This window comes from Bradyrhizobium sp. Leaf396, assembly GCF_001424605.1.
Lineage (GTDB): Bacteria > Pseudomonadota > Alphaproteobacteria > Rhizobiales > Xanthobacteraceae > Bradyrhizobium > Bradyrhizobium japonicum_C.
The window spans coordinates 67,760-85,078 of the sequence record NZ_LMQJ01000017.1 but is presented as its reverse complement, the minus strand read 5'-3'; the positions used below and the strand labels follow the sequence as shown (position 1 = coordinate 85,078).

Here is a 17,319-nt window from a genome sequence, read left to right as displayed (position 1 = left end):
TTTCCGATACTCCTCAGGCTTGGCTGTACTGCGGACTGAGGGATCGCGATGTTGGGCAGAGTTGGAATGCGGTGCGCCTTCGCGGCGGCGCTGATCCTCGCGACGGTTTCCGGTGCGTCCGCCGCGGACGGCGGAGCTTGGTCGGTGAGCAAGGCCTCGGGCGAGGTCTGGGTCGCCACCAGCGGCGCGCAGCAGGTGTCGCTGAAGCAGGAGGAGGCGCTGAAGCCTGGCGATACCATTCGCACCGGGCGTAACGGGCGCGTGCTGCTGGTCCGCGGCGAGGAAACGATGCTGATTTCTCCCAACTCGGTGGTTGGCCTTCCAGCCGAGCAGAAGGAGGGTCTTTCCACCACTATCATCCAGCAGGCAGGTTCGATCCTGCTCGAGGTCCAAAAGCGCAACGTCAAGCATTTCGAGGTCGAGACGCCCTACCTCGCAGCCGTGGTCAAGGGCACGAGGTTCAGCGTCACCGTGGCGGCGGGCAGCACCAAGGTCGGCGTGCTCCGCGGCCAAGTCCAAGTCTCCGACTTCAGGACGGGACAGATTGCCCAGGTCATGCCGGGGCAGGCTGCCACCGTCTTCGAGCACGGCAAGCCTGGTCTCAGTCTGAGCGGCGCAGGCACGTTCAGTCCGATCGAGCAAGGCAAGCCGCGCGCCCCGACCATCGAGCGGGTGCCCGTGCCGAAATCGGGCCTGTCGGCACCGCGCAATGCCGCGAACGGCCATGCAATCCACGCTCTCGGTCCAGTCGACAAGAGCACGAAGGCGGCTGGTGCACCCAAGGCGTCGGGACAGGCGTCCGAGGGGCATGCCCCCAAGCCGGGCGTGGTGCGTATTTCGAACTCGCTCGGCGAGGTCAAGCTGAACGTCCACAAGGTCACGCGCGGCCTCGCTCATGGCGGCGGTGTGCCCGGACAGGTGCGCAACGCGAATGCCAGCACCGACAATCCGACGGTGTGGAGCGACGGCAAGACCAATCCGGCCGCATCCAACAGCGCGGCAGCCAGCGGTGTCGGCAACACAAATGCGACGATCGCCGCGACGACAGCCGGTGCATCGAGCGATGCTCCGCGGGCCAACAACGGAAACGGCGGTGGCAACGGCAACAACGGCAACAACGGCAACAACGGTAACGGCGGGAATAACGGCAACAGCGGCAACGGCGGCAACAGCGGCCATGGCAACAATGGGGCCACGGGCAACGGCAGGGGCAATAGCGGCAACGGCGGCAATAGCGGCCATGGCAACGCCTATGGTCACAACCGACGCTGAGGCGATTGTCAGGGGATGACGGGGGCGCACCCGTAGGAAGCGGGTGCGCGGGAGGGTCGAGTGAAACGCTATCGGCCGCATATTCTGGTTGTGATCGCGCTCGCGATCGTGCTGTCCACGGGATGGCATGGTTCGCTTCGCAATGCGCTCACCGACCTTCGGTTCGCCTGGCAATCGCGTGATGCCAGCGGCAAGATCGTGGTCGTGGCCATCGACGCGCCGTCGATCGATCAGATCGGGGTCTGGCCCTGGCCGCGCCGGCTGCACGCGGAGCTGCTGCGCAGACTCGAGGCGGCGGGAGCGCAGGACATTGCCTTCGATGTCGATTTCAGCACGCCGTCCGATTCGGCCTCCGACGAGGCTTTCGCACGCGCGCTTCGGGAGGTTGGGGGCTCGACGATTCTTCCGTCCTTCAAGCAGCCGACGCAGAATGGTGGCCCGGCTCACGTCAACCGCCCGCTGAAGTCGTTCAGCAACCAGTCGTGGCCGGCCGTCGTCAATGTCGCCGTGGAAACCGATGGGCTCGTGCGCCGCTATCCGTTCGACGAGAAGATCGGCGACGCTTTCATGCCCTCGATGGCGGTCGTGCTGGCGGGCCAGGACGCCAATCGCCGGCGGCCCTTCCTGATCGACTTCAGCATTCGCGCGGCCTCCATTCCCGCCGTCTCCTATGTTGACGTGCTGCGCGGCGATGCCGCCACTCTGGGCAAGCTGAAAGACAAGAAGGTCGTCATCGGTGCCACTGCGCTCGAGCTTGGCGACCGATTCAGTGTTCCCAACGGCAAGATCATCTCCGGACCGGTCCTCCAGGCGCTGGCCGCTGAATCGATCCTTCAGAACCGGATGCTGCGTTGGACATCAAATATCGGCATGATACTCGGCCTGGGCGCAGTCTGCCTGCTGATGGTCTACTCGTGGCGACGCTTCGCACTCAGCAGTCGGGTCGCAATCCTGATCGGAGCCGGCGTAACCGTCGAGCTGGCCGCTGCCTTCGTGCAGGCGAGATGGCCGCTCGTCATCGACACATCGCTGCTCCACATCGCTGTCATCGTCTACCTGACCGCAATTGCGCTGGACGAAATCGACTTCCGTAGTCTGCTTGGACGCATCGCCGAGAGCCGCTTTCACCGCATCGCGATGTCGCTCGGCGACGGGCTCGTCTGCACCGACGGGGAACACCGGATAACGGTCTGGAATCCCGGCGCGAGCGCGATCTTCGGCTACATGCCGGCCGAGATCATCGGCCGCCGGTTCGACACGCTGTGCGCCGTACCAACGGACGGCGACGCAAGACCTTCAATGCTCGATGATGCGCGCCAGGCGCTTCTGGTGCCGGGCGGGGCGGTCGTCGTCGAGTTCGAGGGCCGGCGTAAGAACGGTGAAACCTTTCCCGTCGAAGCGAGCTTCTCGGGGTGGCAGGGAACGGACGGCTTTCAATACGGAGTGATCCTACGCGACATTTCAGTTCGCAAACGCGAAGCTGAACGTATCAGATACCTGGCCGAACACGACGCGCTGACCGGTCTTGCCAACCGGCCCATGCTGCATGTGGCCCTCACCGATCTGATCAGTGCGGCGGAGCGGCGGTCCTGCGGTGTCGCACTGCTCGTGCTCGGCCTGGATGGCTTCCAAGAGATCAATAACATGCTCGGGCACTCGGCCGGAGACCTCGTGCTGCGCGCGGTCGCTGAGCGTCTGCGGAGCGAAGTCGACGGCAAAGCGATCGTCGCCCGGCTCAGCGGCGACGAATTCGCCATAGCCATCGATTGCCTGGAAGCCGGCGAACAGATCGCAGAGTTTGCTGAGCGGATCGCGCAGGCGTTTCAAGCCCCGCTTTCAGCAGGCAAGCGGCAGCACCGGGTCGGGATCAGCGTCGGCGTTGCCGTCTATCCGGAAGGCGGGCAGAATGCCGACGATCTTCTGAGCAACGGCCATCTGGCGCTGAGCCGCGCGAAGGCAACGCGGCGCGGCAGCCATGTCATCTTCGAGACTGCGATCAGGCAGGAGCTCGAGAATCGGCTGACGCTGGAGAGCGAGCTGGCGCTTGCCGCGGATCGCGGCGAGTTCGAGCTGTTCTACCAGCCGCAGGTTCGCCTGATCGACGGCAGCCTAGTCGGGGCCGAAGCGCTCATCCGCTGGCGACATCCGGTGCGCGGCTATGTTTCGCCCGCGGAGTTCATGCCGGTGGTTAACACCTCTGCGCTGTCGGAGCGGATCGCGAACTGGGTGATGGAGACCGCCTGCCGTCAAGCGCGCGCCTGGGAATTGTCCGGCAACAACGTGCGCGTCGCGATCAACCTCTCGCCCTCGCAGCTTCAATCGGGCGATCTCGCGCACTCAGTTGCAGCACTGCTCGAAACGACCGGGCTGACGCCGTCGCTTCTCGAAATCGAAGTTACCGAGGATATCCTGCTTCATGACGAGCGCCGTGTGCTCGACTTGTTCAAGAGAATTCAAAACCTCGGCGTCCGCGCCCTGTTCGATGATTTCGGCACCGGTTATGCGAGCCTGAGCTATCTCAAGAAGTTCCCTCTCGACGGACTCAAGATCGACCGGTCGTTCGTGTTCGGTCTTCTTGCCAACTCCGACGATGCCGCCATCGTCGGCTCGACCATCGGCCTCAGCAAGCAACTCGGTCTCACGGTGGTGGCCGAAGGTATCGAGAACAAGGCAACGGCCGACTTCCTGGTCAGCATGGGATGCGAAGAAGGGCAGGGATATTTCTTCGGCCGTCCGATGCCGGCCGAGGCATTTGAAAAGCAATTCCTGGCGGTCCAGATCGAGGCCATCAGCGCAGCCTGAGCAGGTTGGCCTCGCTGCTAAAGCGCGATGAGATCTGGAAGAATCGTCATCGCGCTTTAGGTTATTGATTCAGCATGATGCTTTGGAAAAGCCGCTGCACACTCAGGATCAGCTCTAGCGCCGGCGCGCGACTGCGACGCCGAAGAGGAACGCGACGAACAGACTGGCAAGCGGCGCCTCGCGGGTGATCGCTGCGACTGTCGCAAGCGCCCCGCCAGGTTTCCGCGATTCCTCGACGGCGGAGGTAACACTACCTACGGCGGCGTGCAGACCTCCGGCGACTTCACCGATCGTGCGGGAAACGTCCGCCGCCGTGTCGATGGCACGTTCGGCCATGCCGGGTTGGGATGTGGATTGCGGTATCTCCGTGCTCAAGGGCGTGACCTCCAGGCCTGACGATGGAGGCCGACACCGTTGGCTATCCGCGCGAGCGCTTTTTTGAACAGCGGGTCTGATGACCTTTGGTTATCTGCAACAGGCGCCGTGGTCGACGGCGGGTGCCGGCCTGGATGGGCAATTCAGCAGGGATGGTTTTGTTCCGATGACACGTCGGCCAACGCGCGGGCTTCCCGGGAAACGACGGGTGCGAATCTCTGTTAGGCTGGGTCAACCTTGCTGATGTAGGAGACAGCCGTGACCGATCGGACCATGACGGATCGAGCCCGGCGCATCGCTTTGCTCGGCGCTCCCATCGACATGGGGGCTTCTCAGCGTGGCACCTTGATGGGGCCCGCGGCGCTGCGCACCGCCGGCCTTGCGACGCTGCTCGAAAGCCTGGATTTCGATGTCGTCGATTGTGGCGATCTGTCCGTGGCTGAACTTCGGGACCTTGCCGACAAGCCGCCTCAAAACGCCAATCATTACCGCGAAATCCAACGCTGGACGCGCGCCCTGAGCCGCAGGGGCTATGAGATCGCGACAACCGGCGCGCTGCCGATCTTCCTCGGTGGCGATCACACGCTGTCGATGGGGTCGGTCAATGCGATGGCGCGCCATTGGCAGGAGCGCGGACGCGAACTCTTCGTGCTCTGGCTCGATGCCCACGCCGATTACAACACGCCGGAGACGACGATCACCGCAAACATGCACGGCATGTCGGCCGCCTTCCTCTGCGGCGAGCCCGGCCTCGAGGGCCTGCTCGGCGACGAACCGCGCGCCTCGATTGGTCCGGACAAGCTGGACCTATTCGGCGCGCGTTCGATCGACAAGCTCGAAAAGGAGTTGATGCGCTCGCGTCGGATCCGGATCGTGGACATGCGGCAGATCGACGAGTTTGGCGTCGCCGTCTTGATCCGCCGCGTCATCGAGCGGGTCAAGGCGAGCAACGGTGTGCTGCATGTCAGCTTCGATGTCGATTTTCTCGATCCATGCGTAGCGCCGGGCGTCGGCACGACAGTGCCGGGCGGAGCCACCTATCGCGAGGCGCACCTCATCATGGAGCTGCTGCACGATTCCGGCGTCGTCGGGTCGGTCGACATTGTCGAGCTGAATCCCTTCCTGGATGAGCGTGGTCGGACGGCGCGTACGGCTGTCGAGCTGATCGGTAGCCTGTTCGGCCAACAGATTACCGATCGGCCGACCCCGAGCAACGCGATCGCGCCGGGCGAGTGACCCGATCGACAAGGCATGGATGAGGGAACTCGCCGCGCCCCGCGCCGAAGATTCTAGCGACTTGTCGAGGAACGCTTGCGGTAAAGCTCTCCCTGGGATCGCCCAAGGTCATTGAAATCGCAGGCGGGATCGCCTAGTTCATTGCTGTGCAGCACGGCTTCGCTCAACGTTTCCGTCGACTCGCCAGAGCAGCCATGTTCGTGGCGATATGGGCGTTCGTGCTTCAGGTGAGCCTGATTTCGGTTTCGCAGGTACAGGCGGCCATTGGCACCATGCCGGCGCCTTCTGTCGCATTGAGCGGGTCGCTGCATTTCCATGATCAGCTGGCGGGCCACGTGCATTCCCATGGAGATGACGACTCCGAGGGCCACGTTCATGACGGGCCGGATCACGACGAGGGTGGTGCCCCGGGCGTGGCCTGGGACATGTTCGGCACCTCGATCGCCTCGCCGCACTTCATTCACCTGCCCAGCTCGTTCGAAGTGCTCGGTGCCATCGAGCTGCCGCTTGCACGCGCGCTTGTCGGAATGAGCCCAGAGGCGCTCGTTCGGCCGCCAAGTACCTTCAGCATCGCGTAGTTCCGGCGGCCCGTTCAGCCGCCGCCTTTTCGCATGTCTGAAGGACTTTTTCATGTTGATCAATCGGCGCTGCCCGAAAGGGCGGCTTGGTATCCTTGGGCTGGCCGGCCTTGGCTTGGTCGCGAGCCTGTTCTTTGGTTTGTCGAGCGCCCTTGGCCATGAGGGACACGATCACGGCGAAGCCGACAAACCGGCGGTTGTTTCGTCGGCCTACCCACGCGTGGCCGCGCGGTCCGAGCTGTACGAGGTCGTCGGTATCCTGAAAGACGGCAAGCTTTCCGTCTTCATTGACGATGCGACCACGAACGAGCCGGTTTCAGATGCGGCCTTGCAGATCACGCTCGGCGAGTCCGAGCCGGTCAATGCCGAGAACGTGGGGAAGGGGGTCTACTCCGCCGGAATTCCCAGTGGTACGCCGTCCGGATCAGTTGAAGTCATCTTCTCGATCACCGCGAGCAAGGGAAACGATCTGCTGGTGGACTCGCTCGTGCCGGTGCGTGCCGCCGTTGCCCGGCCCACGGAACAAAAGCACGAGCACGGTCCGCTCTTTTCCAGCCGAACCGCGATCGCCGCCTCTGTCCTTGCGGCTGCGGGATTCGGTCTGCTCTTTGCCTATTGGCGACAACGTGGCCGCAGCGTGGCTGCCTCCATCTGCGCCGTGATGGCAGGAGCCTTCGTCATTCTCGCGGCCATCGTGTTCGGCGAGGGCCCGACGAACGCAACGCGACCAAATCCGCCGGAAGCTCCCGCACTGAGCGATGCCCCGCGGCGCCTGCAAGACGGCACGGTCTTTGCAGCCAAGCCGACGCAGCGGCTGCTTGATGTGCGGACCGCCGCGGCCGAGCCGCGGACAATTCGACCCGCGGTTACGCTGATCGGCCGCGTCATGGCCGCTCCCGACCGCAGCAGCATCGTGCAGAGCATCTACGGGGGGCGCGTTGTTCCCGGCAGTGACGGCATACCTCGCATCGGACAATCTGTCCGCAAGGGCGATCTGCTCATTCAGATCGAACCGAGTCTGCCAATCGCGGATCGGACGACGATCCTCGAGAAAGTCGGCGAGATCGAGCAGCTGATGGCGGTGACGGAAAACAAGCTGGGGCGTCTGAGGCCGCTGGCCGACCGCGGCGCGGTGCCCCAAGGGCAGGTCAACGACCTCGAGAGCGAGTTGGAGGGCCTGCGGGCGCGCCGCGAAACCGTCCGAAATTCCCGCACCGATTTTGAAGAGCTGCGGGCGCCGACCGACGGCATCATCACGTCCGCCAAAGTCGTGCCGGGGCAAGTCATCCAACCGCAAGACGTCCTGTTTCAGATCGCGGACCCCCGCAGCCTCTGGGTCGAGGCATTGGCCTATGACGATATAGGCTCGAAGCAGCCGGAAGCCGCAACCGCAATGTCCCCGAGCGGGCAGCAGATCGCACTGACCTTCGTTGGAACAAGCCGAACACTGCGCCAGCATGCAGCCGTCGTTCAGTTTGCGATACCGGAGCCGCCGACGGGCCTCAATATCGGCCAACCGCTCAACGTGATGGTCCAGACCGGCACTCCCGTGGCGGGTCTGATCTTCCCGCGCGAAGCCGTCGTTCGGAGCGGCAATGGCGAGACCATCGTCTGGCTGCACTCCGGGCCCGAGCGCTTCGAGCCGAAGCCGGTCCGCGTGCTGCCGGTCGACGCGGCCCGCGTGATCGTGGCGGCCGGCCTCAACGAGGGTGAACGCATCGTCGTTCGCGGTACCGACCTCATCAACCAGATCCGGTAGATCGCTCATGTTCAAGCGCATCGTCGAGACAAGCTTGCGTCATCGCTTGTTCGTGCTGGCTGTAGCCGCCGTGCTGGTTGGCTACGGCCTGTTTGTCCTGCCGAGCGTTTCTGTCGACGTCTTGCCGGACATCAATCGCCCGACCGTCAACATCCTGACTGAGGCCGAGGGACTGGCGCCCCAGGAGGTGGAACAGCTGGTGACGTTTCCGATTGAAACGTCGATGAACGGCATGCCTGGCGTGATCCGGCTACGCTCGGTTTCAGGCGTCGGTCTGTCGGTCGTCTACGTCGAATTCGACTGGGGTGTCGACGTCTACCGGGCCCGGCAATTCGTCTCGGAGCGGCTGGCGCTGATCCGCGAACAATTGCCTGCTTCGGTCAATCCCCAGATGGGGCCGGTGACGTCGATCATGGGCGAGATCATGCTGATCGCGCTGACCAGCGATGGCACGGCGTCGCCCATGGACGTGCGCGAGATCGCCGACTTCGTCGTCAGACCGCAGCTCCTTGCCATTCCCGGCGTCGCCCAGGTCATACCCATCGGCGGCGAGGTCCGCCAGTACCGCGTGACGCCAAACGTCGCGACAATGCAGGCGCTCGGCATCGACCATGACCAGATCGAGCGGGCGGTCGCAAAGTTCGGCACCAACAGCGGCGGTGGCTTTGTTGACCAGCACGGCCGCGAATACCTGATCCGCAACGTTGGAATCACCAGGAGGATCGAAGATCTCGCTAACACTGTCGTTGCCAACCGCGACCAGCAGCCGATCCTGCTGAAGCAGGTCGCGTCGGTCGATTTTGCAGCGCGCACCAAGCGGGGCGACGCCGGGTACAACGGCAAGCCTGCCGTCATCATCAGCGTGATGAAGCAGCCGGCTGCGGATACCGTGGCGCTGACGGGCAATATTGAAGCCACGCTCAGGGAGCTGCAACGCAGCATGCGCGATGGGATCAACGTTACCAACGTGCAATTCCGGCAGGCCACCTTCATCGAAACATCGATAACCAATGTCGAGCGCGTTCTCGTCGAGGCCGCAGTCGTCGTCGCCGTCATCCTGTTCGTGTTCCTGATGAACGGACGCGCCGCGCTCGTTTCCCTGACCGCCATTCCAATATCGGTCCTCGTGACAATCCTGGTGTTCCGCGCCTTTGGTCTCACGATCAACACCATGACGCTTGGCGGCCTTGCCATCGCCATCGGCGAACTGGTCGACGATGCCGTGGTGGACGTTGAAAACATTCTGCGGCGCTTGCGGGAAAACGCCGCGCTGAGCATGCCACGTCCTGCTCTGGAAGTGATTTCCGCGGCCAGCCAGGAGGTCCGCTCCAGCATCGTCTATGCAACGATGATCATCGTTCTCGTCTTCGTGCCGCTGTTCGCCCTTCCGGGTATCGAGGGGCGGCTGTTCACGCCGCTTGGCGTGGCCTATGTGGTCTCGATCCTTGCTTCGCTGCTGACGTCGATCACCGTAACGCCGGTCCTAGCCTACTATCTGCTTTCGGGACGAACTCGTTCAGGTGACCGCGAGAGCCCGATCGTCACCAAGCTGAAGCAGGCCAACCGGCGGGTCCTCGGATGGGCTTTCGAGCGGCGTGGCCTGGTGCTGGGCTCCGTCGCGGCGGCGGTCGTCGTGGCAGGTTACTCCGCGAGCCAGATGCCCCGCAGTTTTCTTCCCCCCTTCAACGAAGGAACGCTGGTGCTGTCGCTGCAATACAATCCTGGCATTTCGCTCGCGGAATCGAACCGCCTAGGACTGTTGGCGGAGCAGTTGCTCGCAAGGATACCCGAAGTGAGATCGGTCGGACGCCGTACTGGCCGCGCCGAGCTCGATGAGCACGCCGAAGGCGTGCACTTCAGCGAGATCGATGTCGATCTGGTTCCGTCGAAGCGCCAGAAGGCGGATATTTATGCGAGCGTTCGGGAATCCCTTTCCGCACTGCCGGCGTCGGTTGCCATCGGACAGCCGATCAGCCATCGCCTGGATCATCTTCAGTCCGGCATCCGTGCGCAGATCGTGCTCAAGATCTTCGGGCAGGACATGGAGATATTGCGGCGCCTGTCGGAGACCGTGCGCCAGCGTCTCTCAGCCGTTCCCGGTCTGGTCGATCTACAGGTCGAGAAGCAGGTACTGATTCCGCAAGTGCGGGTTCAGGTCGATCATGCTCGCGCCGCACTTCATGGCCTGACGCCGGCCGCGATTACGCAGGCGCTCGATACCTTGTCCAATGGCCGAAAGGTCTCCCAGATCGTCGACGGCAATCGCCGTTTTGACGTCGTGATGCGCCTGGCGGAGCAAGACCGTTCCACAACGGGACTGCAAAATCTGCTCATTCCGACCGGCCCGGAGTTCGTTCCGCTGAGCGCACTGGCCGACGTGGTCGAGACAGATGGGCCGAACCAGATTCAACGGGAGGGGACTCAGCGCAGGATCGTTGTCTATGGCAACGGAGACGGGCGCCGCGACACCGCCGACATCGCTGCCGACATTCAGAATGCGCTTCGAGAACTCGACTTGCCGCAAGGCTACACGACCAAGCTCGAAGGCGCCTTTCAGGCGCAGCAGGAAGCCTCCTGGCGCATCGGCATTCTATCCCTGGGGTCCCTGACGCTGATCTTCCTCGTCCTTTACAGCCGATACCGATCAACCGCGCTGTCGCTGATCATCATGGGTGGCATACCACTCGCCCTCATCGGCAGCGTTGCGGCGCTGAAGGTCTCCGGCCAGCCTCTGTCGGTGGCGTCGATGATCGGCTTCATCACGCTTGCCGGCATCTCGGCGCGCAACGGCATTTTGAAGATCTCCCACTACATCAATCTCGCCGTTCATGAAGGTGAACGTTTTGGAACCGGGTTGGTTACTCGAGGCAGCATGGAGCGCCTCAGTCCCGTTCTCATGACGGCACTCTGCGCAGGGCTGGCCCTGACGCCGCTCTTGATCGGGGCTGACGAGCCCGGCCGGGAAATCCTTCATCCCGTAGCCGTGACAATCTTCGGCGGTCTGCTCAGCGCCACAATTCTCGACACTGTCGTGACCCCGATCCTGTTTCTCATCTTCGGCAAGCAGCCGCTGGAGCAGCTGGTAGCCGGCCATACCGCAACCTTCCCAACCGCGGAAACCTACTGAAATCCGCACAAGCTCGAGGACCCACCCATGAGAACGTGTATTCCAGCAGCCATGATGGTCGTGATCGCCGCAATGCCCAACCTTGCAACGGCCCAGACGAAGGGCAGCAACGGCGGCCCCGTCGTCAAATCGCAGGGCCACCCGATCGAGTTTGTCCGCAAGGGCACAGACATCGTCTTTTATGTCGGTGACGATGATGGTTCTCCGCTCTCGACCAAGGACATGCGGGGACGGGCAACGGTTCAGGATGGCGGTAAGACCATCACCGTTCCGCTTGCTCCCGCCAGCCCCAACCTGATGAAGGGGACGCTGCAGACCGAGTTGTCGCCGAAGGCCATCGTGGTGTTTTCTGCGAGCTTGCACGGTCATTCGCTCACCGCCAGATACACAGTGGACTAGCTGCCACTCTCTGCGCGCCAAATTCGGCCAACCTTCTTCGGCGAGGGAGCGCTCAAGCCGCGCCCACGTTCGGCGCGACGGCCGACCCGACGAGAGCCTCCCGGAACCGGGTGGCAAACCAGGAGATCGTGAAGTGAGGCCGCGCTCATTCGGAGTGCGGCCCCTTCGTGAGATGAGCGAAACGCTTACCAGTGGTGATGATTCCAACGGTGCCGCACGACGGGATAGGATCCGCGGTAATAGGCGTGAGCGGGACGCACGACGCGGCGATAGCGGTAGCCGTAGGAAACCGGCTGCGTATAATACGTGGTCGTGGTGTATCCGCCGCCCCAGCGGTACGGTGCATCATATCCGTAGTCGTAAGCGTATGGACCGCCATAGTAGCCAGCGCGGTAGTAGCCTGGAGCGTAGCCATAGCCAGGCCCCCAACCATACGCGGAGGAGGCGAGCCCGCCGATAACGGCCCCTGCAACAAGGCCGCCCGCGATGCCGGGTCCCCAGCCTCGCCAATGAGCTTCCGCGGGAGACGTCGCCGCGACCGAGCTGAGACCGATAGTGCCGGCTACCAGTGTCGACATTGCAATCTTCTTCATCGCGATACCCTTTCACATGACATTGCTTCCGCCCCGGCAATAACGGGAAAAATAGGCAATGGTTGCTAGTGTGCGGTTGGCAGCTACGTCGGCAGCTCCTCCGACGCACGCGGACGCCCTGGAGCGGAATGGCTTCAGGTTGAACCGAATGCCGCGGGTGGTTCACCTCTCGCGCCTGCGGGAGAGGTCGGCGCGAAGCTCCGGGTGAGGGCTGTCTCCTCTTGGGGAGCGGTCCCATCGGAAGCACCCTCTCTCCAACCCTCTCCCGCAAGCGGCAGGGCAATCGCATATGCGGAAACGCGGCGGGAAGCTCGCGTGCAACCCTCCTTCGAGACGCCCGCCTCCGGCGGCCCTCAGGATGAGGACCACGTGCGCGGCAGCAGCTTCAGCGAGCGCGTTGCCACTTAGCCTCATCCCGAGGAGACCGCGACGCGGTCGTCTCGGCGGACGAGGCGCTCGCTCAGGCAGTTCCGAAAGGTCATGTGCGATAGCTCTGCGCAAGCGGGAGAGGGAGCGCACCTCCGTCGTTCCAGCGAGCAAGCGTTGGCCCATCATGCTTGGTCTCGTCGGCGCGTTCCGTCACCAGAATCGGGAAAAACAGGAAACCTTCTGGAGCGCCTTAGAGTTGGCACGGATGGATCCGGCCTTCGGAGAGCAAGCGTGGTCGACGATGCCGTCTTGAAGAACGCCGCGGAGACCGCCTGGACAGTGTACCGGGCGCAGCATCCTGATGTCGACGCGTTCGACAGCCGGCGATGCCTGCTGGAACGCCACCTGCACAGGAGAGGGGAAGAGCGCGAAAGCGATGCCGAGGAACTCGCCAGCTTCGGGATAGCCTACCTGCATCGACTTCCCAGCGATGAATGTTGATGAACATGAAAATGCTCGTTGCACGCGTGGCTCGCGGAAGCACAAGGCCGAGTTGGACGCTGCTCGCGATTTCGTTTCTCATCTCGGCGGTCATCGTGATCGCCTTGCGCATCATGTTCGGGAGCTAGTGGCTGCCACACCGGGGAGCCCAAGCTTGCGGCTCAACCCCGAGAGTCTCCACCCCGCAATCAGCTTCAAAACGCACCGACGGCTGCGGACGAGATGTTCGATCAATGAACAATGGGCAATGCCAGCCTTGCACCGCAACGCCGGCGCGCTCCTCCTGCAGACTCGGATGGCACCGCCTTATTGCAGGGGACTGCAGTCCAGCAGCTTGATCCTGCCGACGGCGTCAAACGCCAAAAGCGCGCTCATGACGCCCGTGCTGGTGACGTAGGAGATAACCGTCCCGTTATCGGAGGGATTGAGGTCGTCCAAGGTACCCGCCGGAAAGTTCTGGAGACGATCGATCCAATAGGCACGAAGGGCCTCCCGGCCGGTGATGGTTTGGGCGCCGGAGCAGCCGCAGTGCACCACGGCATCGTCGGCATGAAGTTCCATGATGGTCTCGAGATCACCCGCGCGGTAGGCGTCAAGCCAATCGACCGCAACGGCCATCGGGTCAAACGACATATTTGTCACTTTGTACCGTCCAAACTGAGTCAGGTGGGAACCAAATCGATTGATTTTATTTTAGTATCCCACCCGGCCACGGCCATATGCCGAAGGACATAGAGGACCGGGTCGAGGCAAAGTCGATGTTGGACGCGTCCGCCAGGCAAGGGATACTCAACCCCATCCGGCTTGTGATCGTCGATCGGCAACCGATGGTCCTGCAGGGTTTGAAGTCGGTACTCGGGACGCAGCAGGATTTTGACGTTGTCGCATCGTCCAGCGATGGCGCGAGCTGTCTCGAAGCCATTCGAAAATTGGCACCCGACGTCGCGTTGATTGGCGATGCCCTGCCGGATCTGACCGCAAATGAAATCCTGGCGATTGCAGGAGCCGAGAAGCTCTCCACGCGGCTGGTGTTCTTTACGGAGTCCGACGCCGGTCTGACCGCGGCGATCGCTGCCGGCACCTGTAGCGCAATTTCCAAGTATGCCGCCCCGGTCACCATGCTGCGCTCCCTGAGGTTGATGGCAAAGAGCGGTGTGTCGCTGCAGCAGCGGGATCTCTCGCCGGTCGAGAATGCCGCCGAGGACGGCAAAATCGAAAAGATGCTGACGCTGTTGACGGATCGAGAACGTCAAATTGCGCGGCTCGTGTCGGAGGGAATGTCGAACAAGGAGATCGCGCGCGAGCTGAACGTTTCACAAGGGACGGTCAAGGTCCACCTCTACAACATTTTCCAGAAGCTCGAGATCACCAACCGAACCGTGCTCGCGACCATCGCATTGCTGCAACGCACGTCGGGCCTCGGCGCGCTCGCATTGGCCTTCCTGGCGTTCGCAATTGCGGATGAGCTCAAGGCCTCGGAAGCGAACGGCATCTCCCAGGCCGATAGCCACCACGCGGGCGAGCACGCCTTGTATGAGGTTTGGAAGAAGGCCATTCTCCAGCGTCTCATCCTCTCGCAATCCGACGCGACGCCGGCGTTCAGCGATAAGGACTTTTCTGCGAGGGCGAACCAGGTCGCGAACCCGGCGGCGGCGATGGAAGCACTGCGCGCAGCCGAGCAATTCATCGTCTCGAAACCGTGGAAGGATGTCGATCCTGTCGGATCGATCTCACCCAATCTTCCTGGACTCTTGCTGCGAGGAATCAACGATACGCCGGCTGGCGATGAGCCGGCTCCGAAACACCAATTCCCGCCATTCGCCTCCAGTCCGATGTCGCCGCAAGGCGGATATGGCGCCTTCGCCGCTGTCGCCGGCGCGCTGATCTTCGCGCTGCAGGATCCCGATCAAGCCAAGGCGCATGAGCTGGATCAAGGGTCCATAGACACCCTTCTGGCCATCGGCGGAGAGAATGCGACCACAAGCCTGGCCGCGATCACCCATGTCGAGGGCAATCACGGGGGCAACTCCGCGTCGGATCATCTTCCCCATGATGCCGGTCGGCATTCCGGTTCCGTGACCATTGCAAGCGACATCGCGCAGGACAGCGTTCAGGGCCAAGCGGGCCCGGATGTCCCTGGTCACAATGTTCAAGAACCTGTCGGCTTGTTGGACTCCGATCACGATGCAGGCCCGGCCGGATTTGGCCGCGATCAACCGATGGCAGGCAACGTTGAACACGTTGTCAATCATTCCCCGATCGAGTCCAAGTCCAACGCCACCGAGCTGGTGCTGGATTCCACGTCCGGCCCCGGCAGGCTCAATCTCGCAGCATTCGGAGCGCTGGCCTGGCTGCATCTGACGGCGGCGCCGAAATCCATTCCGCCACATACCCTCGCCTGGGTCTACGATTCCGAACGCAACGAGACGATCGTCTATGTGAATCCGACCGATCGTGTGCTCGATGTCGGGGATCGCAGCCTCGTGGAGGTCCATCTGCAGGGAATCGTGGCCGTTGCCGAGGCGGACTTCGCTCAGCAAACAGAGGGCGGCGTCCATGCAGCCACCTTGGAGCAACTCGAACAAGCGCTGATGCCGGCCTCAACCGATGAGACCGCTGTGAGTGCGAGCAGCGGCGACGCGAGCGAGGATTCGCTCGCGACGGCCGACGTTTGGAGCGCTTTGGCCGATGACGGCTTCAGCTTCCAATTCGCAGCCGTTCGGATCGGCTCGGGGACAGCGGCAAAGTCCGGCGCCGCAACGAGCGGCTCGGCGGATGCAACGGAGGAGAGCACCGGTCCTTCCGGTGTGTCGGCATACGGATCATCAACCCCGCCTGGTCATAGCGCGGCGACCCCGGCCGCGGAGAATTTCTCCGCGAAGAATGAGCCGATGAATTCGAACGCCGGCGTTCCGTCGACGAAGCAGAACGACACGGCCCAACCGGGCTTCGGCACGGGCGCCGGCATCGGCGGCGGCAACCCTGAGCATACTGCAGCGCCAGGTTCGACAAAGGCAGAGATGGCGCAGGCGGATTCAAAACCCGGCAACGGTGTCGGTCATGGCAATGAGCCGCATTCGCAAGCCCCAGACGATCCGCCAAAGGCAGCGAAGACAAAAGGACCAGGCGCCGAGCACGGCAATTCAGGCCATGCAAATTCTGCAAAAGGGTCGAAAGCGGCTGAGGCCGCCGAACCGAGCGTCGCACCGGATGACAAGGCGGGCCGCGGCCACTCACAGCACGGTGCGGAGCCGTCGTCTGCAAAGGCGGCGGACGCAGGCATCACCGAAGCCAAGTCCAAACCCGGCAAAGGTGTCGGCAACGACCATGAACACTATTCCCAGGCTCTAGACAGTCCCCGAGGAGCAGAGAAGACGGCAGAGTCCGGCGGCATCGAGCACGGTCATTCGGGCCACTCGGCTTCCGCCAAAGGAGCGGAAGCAAGCAAGAGCGGGACAGGTGGTGGTGACACGGAGCACGGGCACTCACAGCATCCTGCGGAGCCGGGGTCTGCAAAGGCGGGGGCTGCGGAGATGGCCGAGGTCAAGTTGAAACCCGGCAACGGCACCGGGAATGACCATGAGCACCAATCCCAGGCTCCGGACAGTCCGCCAGGAGCAGCGAAGACGGCAGAGTCCGGCGAGGCCGAGCACGGTCATTCGGGCCGCTCGGCTTCTGCAAAAGGATCGGAAGCGGGCAAAGGCGACGCAAATGCTGGCGACATGGAGCACGGCCATTCACAGCACGCGGCAGAGCCGGAGTCTGCAAAGGCGGGGGCGTTGGAGATCGCCGAAGCCAAGCCCAAATCCGGCGGCGGCATTGGGAACGACAATGGGCATCCTCAAGACGGTTCGCCGGGAGCCGTGAAGACGGCAGAACCCAGCGGCGCCGAACACGGCAATCCGAGCCATTCAAGCTCGGCCAAAGGAGCGGATGCAGGCGCGAGCATCGCAACCAACAGCACGGACCAGAGCAATTCGCAGCGCGATGCACATTCCGGTGTAGCGGCATCAGAATCCGCGCCCGCGCTCGGCGGCATCGATCAGGTGTTCCGCTTCGACGACGGGGCAGCTTCTTCCACGCTCATCACCCTCGCAGAGCCTGACGAGGTTCATAAACCGCACGCTGCGCTCAGTCAGGAAGATGAAGTGATGCCGCATGCGCTGGACGAGCACGGGGCCCGCGACGGTCATCATGGTTCGCATCCCGGCATTCCATCTGCGCCCCATGATCTGCTGATTTGACATCTTGCAGCCTCATTGGCTGACGCTGAGCAGTGCGCGAGCGCGACCGGCGGTCGCGCGCTGC

12 protein-coding genes are annotated in these 17,319 nt (G+C 63.0%); 9 read left to right on the top strand and 3 right to left on the bottom strand.

Features of this window, described 5'->3' with window-relative positions; translation table 11 throughout:
• Positions 1-48 precede the first annotated feature (48 nt).
• Both ASG57_RS18105 and ASG57_RS18100 read left to right on the top strand, forming a co-directional pair.
• A complete protein-coding gene (locus tag ASG57_RS18105) occupies positions 49-1,272 on the top strand; it encodes a FecR family protein (protein WP_057196910.1) in 1,224 nt (407 codons plus the stop codon).
• Positions 1,273-1,332: 60 nt separating this feature from the next.
• On the top strand, positions 1,333-4,074 hold the full coding sequence (locus ASG57_RS18100; protein ID WP_057196909.1) for an EAL domain-containing protein: 2,742 nt from the start codon (positions 1,333-1,335) through the stop codon (positions 4,072-4,074).
• 114 nt (positions 4,075-4,188) lie between these two features.
• Here the strand turns inward: ASG57_RS18100 and ASG57_RS18095 are convergent, their stop codons facing one another.
• Positions 4,189-4,449, bottom strand: coding sequence for a hypothetical protein (locus tag ASG57_RS18095; protein ID WP_057196908.1), 261 nt, complete (start codon positions 4,447-4,449; stop codon positions 4,189-4,191).
• Between the two features lie 258 nt (positions 4,450-4,707).
• On the opposite strand from ASG57_RS18095, the gene rocF reads away from it, so the two are divergent.
• The 5 genes from rocF to ASG57_RS18070 all read left to right on the top strand — a co-directional run bounded on the left by rocF (position 4,708) and on the right by ASG57_RS18070 (position 11,548).
• Positions 4,708-5,685, top strand: a complete 978-nt coding sequence (gene rocF, locus ASG57_RS18090; protein WP_024343276.1) for an arginase — start codon at positions 4,708-4,710, stop codon at positions 5,683-5,685.
• A 194-nt stretch (positions 5,686-5,879) separates the two neighbouring features.
• Positions 5,880-6,263: a hypothetical protein gene (locus ASG57_RS18085; protein ID WP_057196907.1), complete on the top strand. Its 384-nt coding sequence runs from the start codon at positions 5,880-5,882 to the stop codon at positions 6,261-6,263.
• Positions 6,264-6,315: 52 nt separating this feature from the next.
• On the top strand, positions 6,316-8,022 hold the full coding sequence (locus ASG57_RS18080; protein WP_057196906.1) for an efflux RND transporter periplasmic adaptor subunit: 1,707 nt from the start codon (positions 6,316-6,318) through the stop codon (positions 8,020-8,022).
• 7 nt (positions 8,023-8,029) lie between these two features.
• A complete protein-coding gene (locus tag ASG57_RS18075; protein WP_024343273.1) occupies positions 8,030-11,149 on the top strand; it encodes an efflux RND transporter permease subunit in 3,120 nt (1,039 codons plus the stop codon).
• A 51-nt stretch (positions 11,150-11,200) separates the two neighbouring features.
• Positions 11,201-11,548 (top strand): hypothetical protein, encoded by a 348-nt coding sequence (locus tag ASG57_RS18070; RefSeq protein ID WP_051160787.1) that lies wholly within the window; start codon positions 11,201-11,203, stop codon positions 11,546-11,548.
• Between the two features lie 185 nt (positions 11,549-11,733).
• On the opposite strand, the gene ASG57_RS39680 is transcribed toward ASG57_RS18070, so the two are convergent.
• Positions 11,734-12,141: a hypothetical protein gene (locus ASG57_RS39680; RefSeq protein WP_024343271.1), complete on the bottom strand. Its 408-nt coding sequence runs from the start codon at positions 12,139-12,141 to the stop codon at positions 11,734-11,736.
• Positions 12,142-12,801: 660 nt separating this feature from the next.
• Here ASG57_RS39680 and ASG57_RS36825 point away from each other — a divergent pair.
• Positions 12,802-13,011: a hypothetical protein gene (locus ASG57_RS36825; protein ID WP_080655016.1), complete on the top strand. Its 210-nt coding sequence runs from the start codon at positions 12,802-12,804 to the stop codon at positions 13,009-13,011.
• 306 nt (positions 13,012-13,317) lie between these two features.
• Here the strand turns inward: ASG57_RS36825 and ASG57_RS18055 are convergent, their stop codons facing one another.
• Entirely contained in the window at positions 13,318-13,644 is a 327-nt protein-coding gene (locus tag ASG57_RS18055) for a nuclear transport factor 2 family protein (protein WP_024343269.1), read from the bottom strand.
• A gap of 125 nt (positions 13,645-13,769) precedes the next feature.
• Between ASG57_RS18055 and ASG57_RS18050 the strand changes: the two genes are divergently transcribed.
• The gene (locus tag ASG57_RS18050; protein WP_057196917.1) at positions 13,770-17,255 is read left to right on the top strand and encodes a LuxR C-terminal-related transcriptional regulator; all 3,486 of its coding nucleotides are present in this window, start codon (positions 13,770-13,772) and stop codon (positions 17,253-17,255) included.
• Positions 17,256-17,319: the final 64 nt, after the last annotated feature.

What these genes read in the sequence shown, in the direction of transcription:
- ASG57_RS18105 (WP_057196910.1), top strand. Translation starts at nt 49, where the DNA reads ATGTTGGGCAGAGTTGGAATGCGGTGCGCCTTCGCGGCGGCGCTGATC.
- ASG57_RS18085 (WP_057196907.1), top strand. Translation starts at nt 5,880, where the DNA reads ATGTTCGTGGCGATATGGGCGTTCGTGCTTCAGGTGAGCCTGATTTCG.
- ASG57_RS18080 (WP_057196906.1), top strand. Translation starts at nt 6,316, where the DNA reads ATGTTGATCAATCGGCGCTGCCCGAAAGGGCGGCTTGGTATCCTTGGG.
- ASG57_RS18075 (WP_024343273.1), top strand. Translation starts at nt 8,030, where the DNA reads ATGTTCAAGCGCATCGTCGAGACAAGCTTGCGTCATCGCTTGTTCGTG.
- ASG57_RS18070 (WP_051160787.1), top strand. Translation starts at nt 11,201, where the DNA reads ATGATGGTCGTGATCGCCGCAATGCCCAACCTTGCAACGGCCCAGACG.
- ASG57_RS39680 (WP_024343271.1), bottom strand. Translation starts at nt 12,141, where the DNA reads ATGAAGAAGATTGCAATGTCGACACTGGTAGCCGGCACTATCGGTCTC.
- ASG57_RS18055 (WP_024343269.1), bottom strand. Translation starts at nt 13,644, where the DNA reads ATGTCGTTTGACCCGATGGCCGTTGCGGTCGATTGGCTTGACGCCTAC.
- ASG57_RS18050 (WP_057196917.1), top strand. Translation starts at nt 13,770, where the DNA reads ATGTTGGACGCGTCCGCCAGGCAAGGGATACTCAACCCCATCCGGCTT.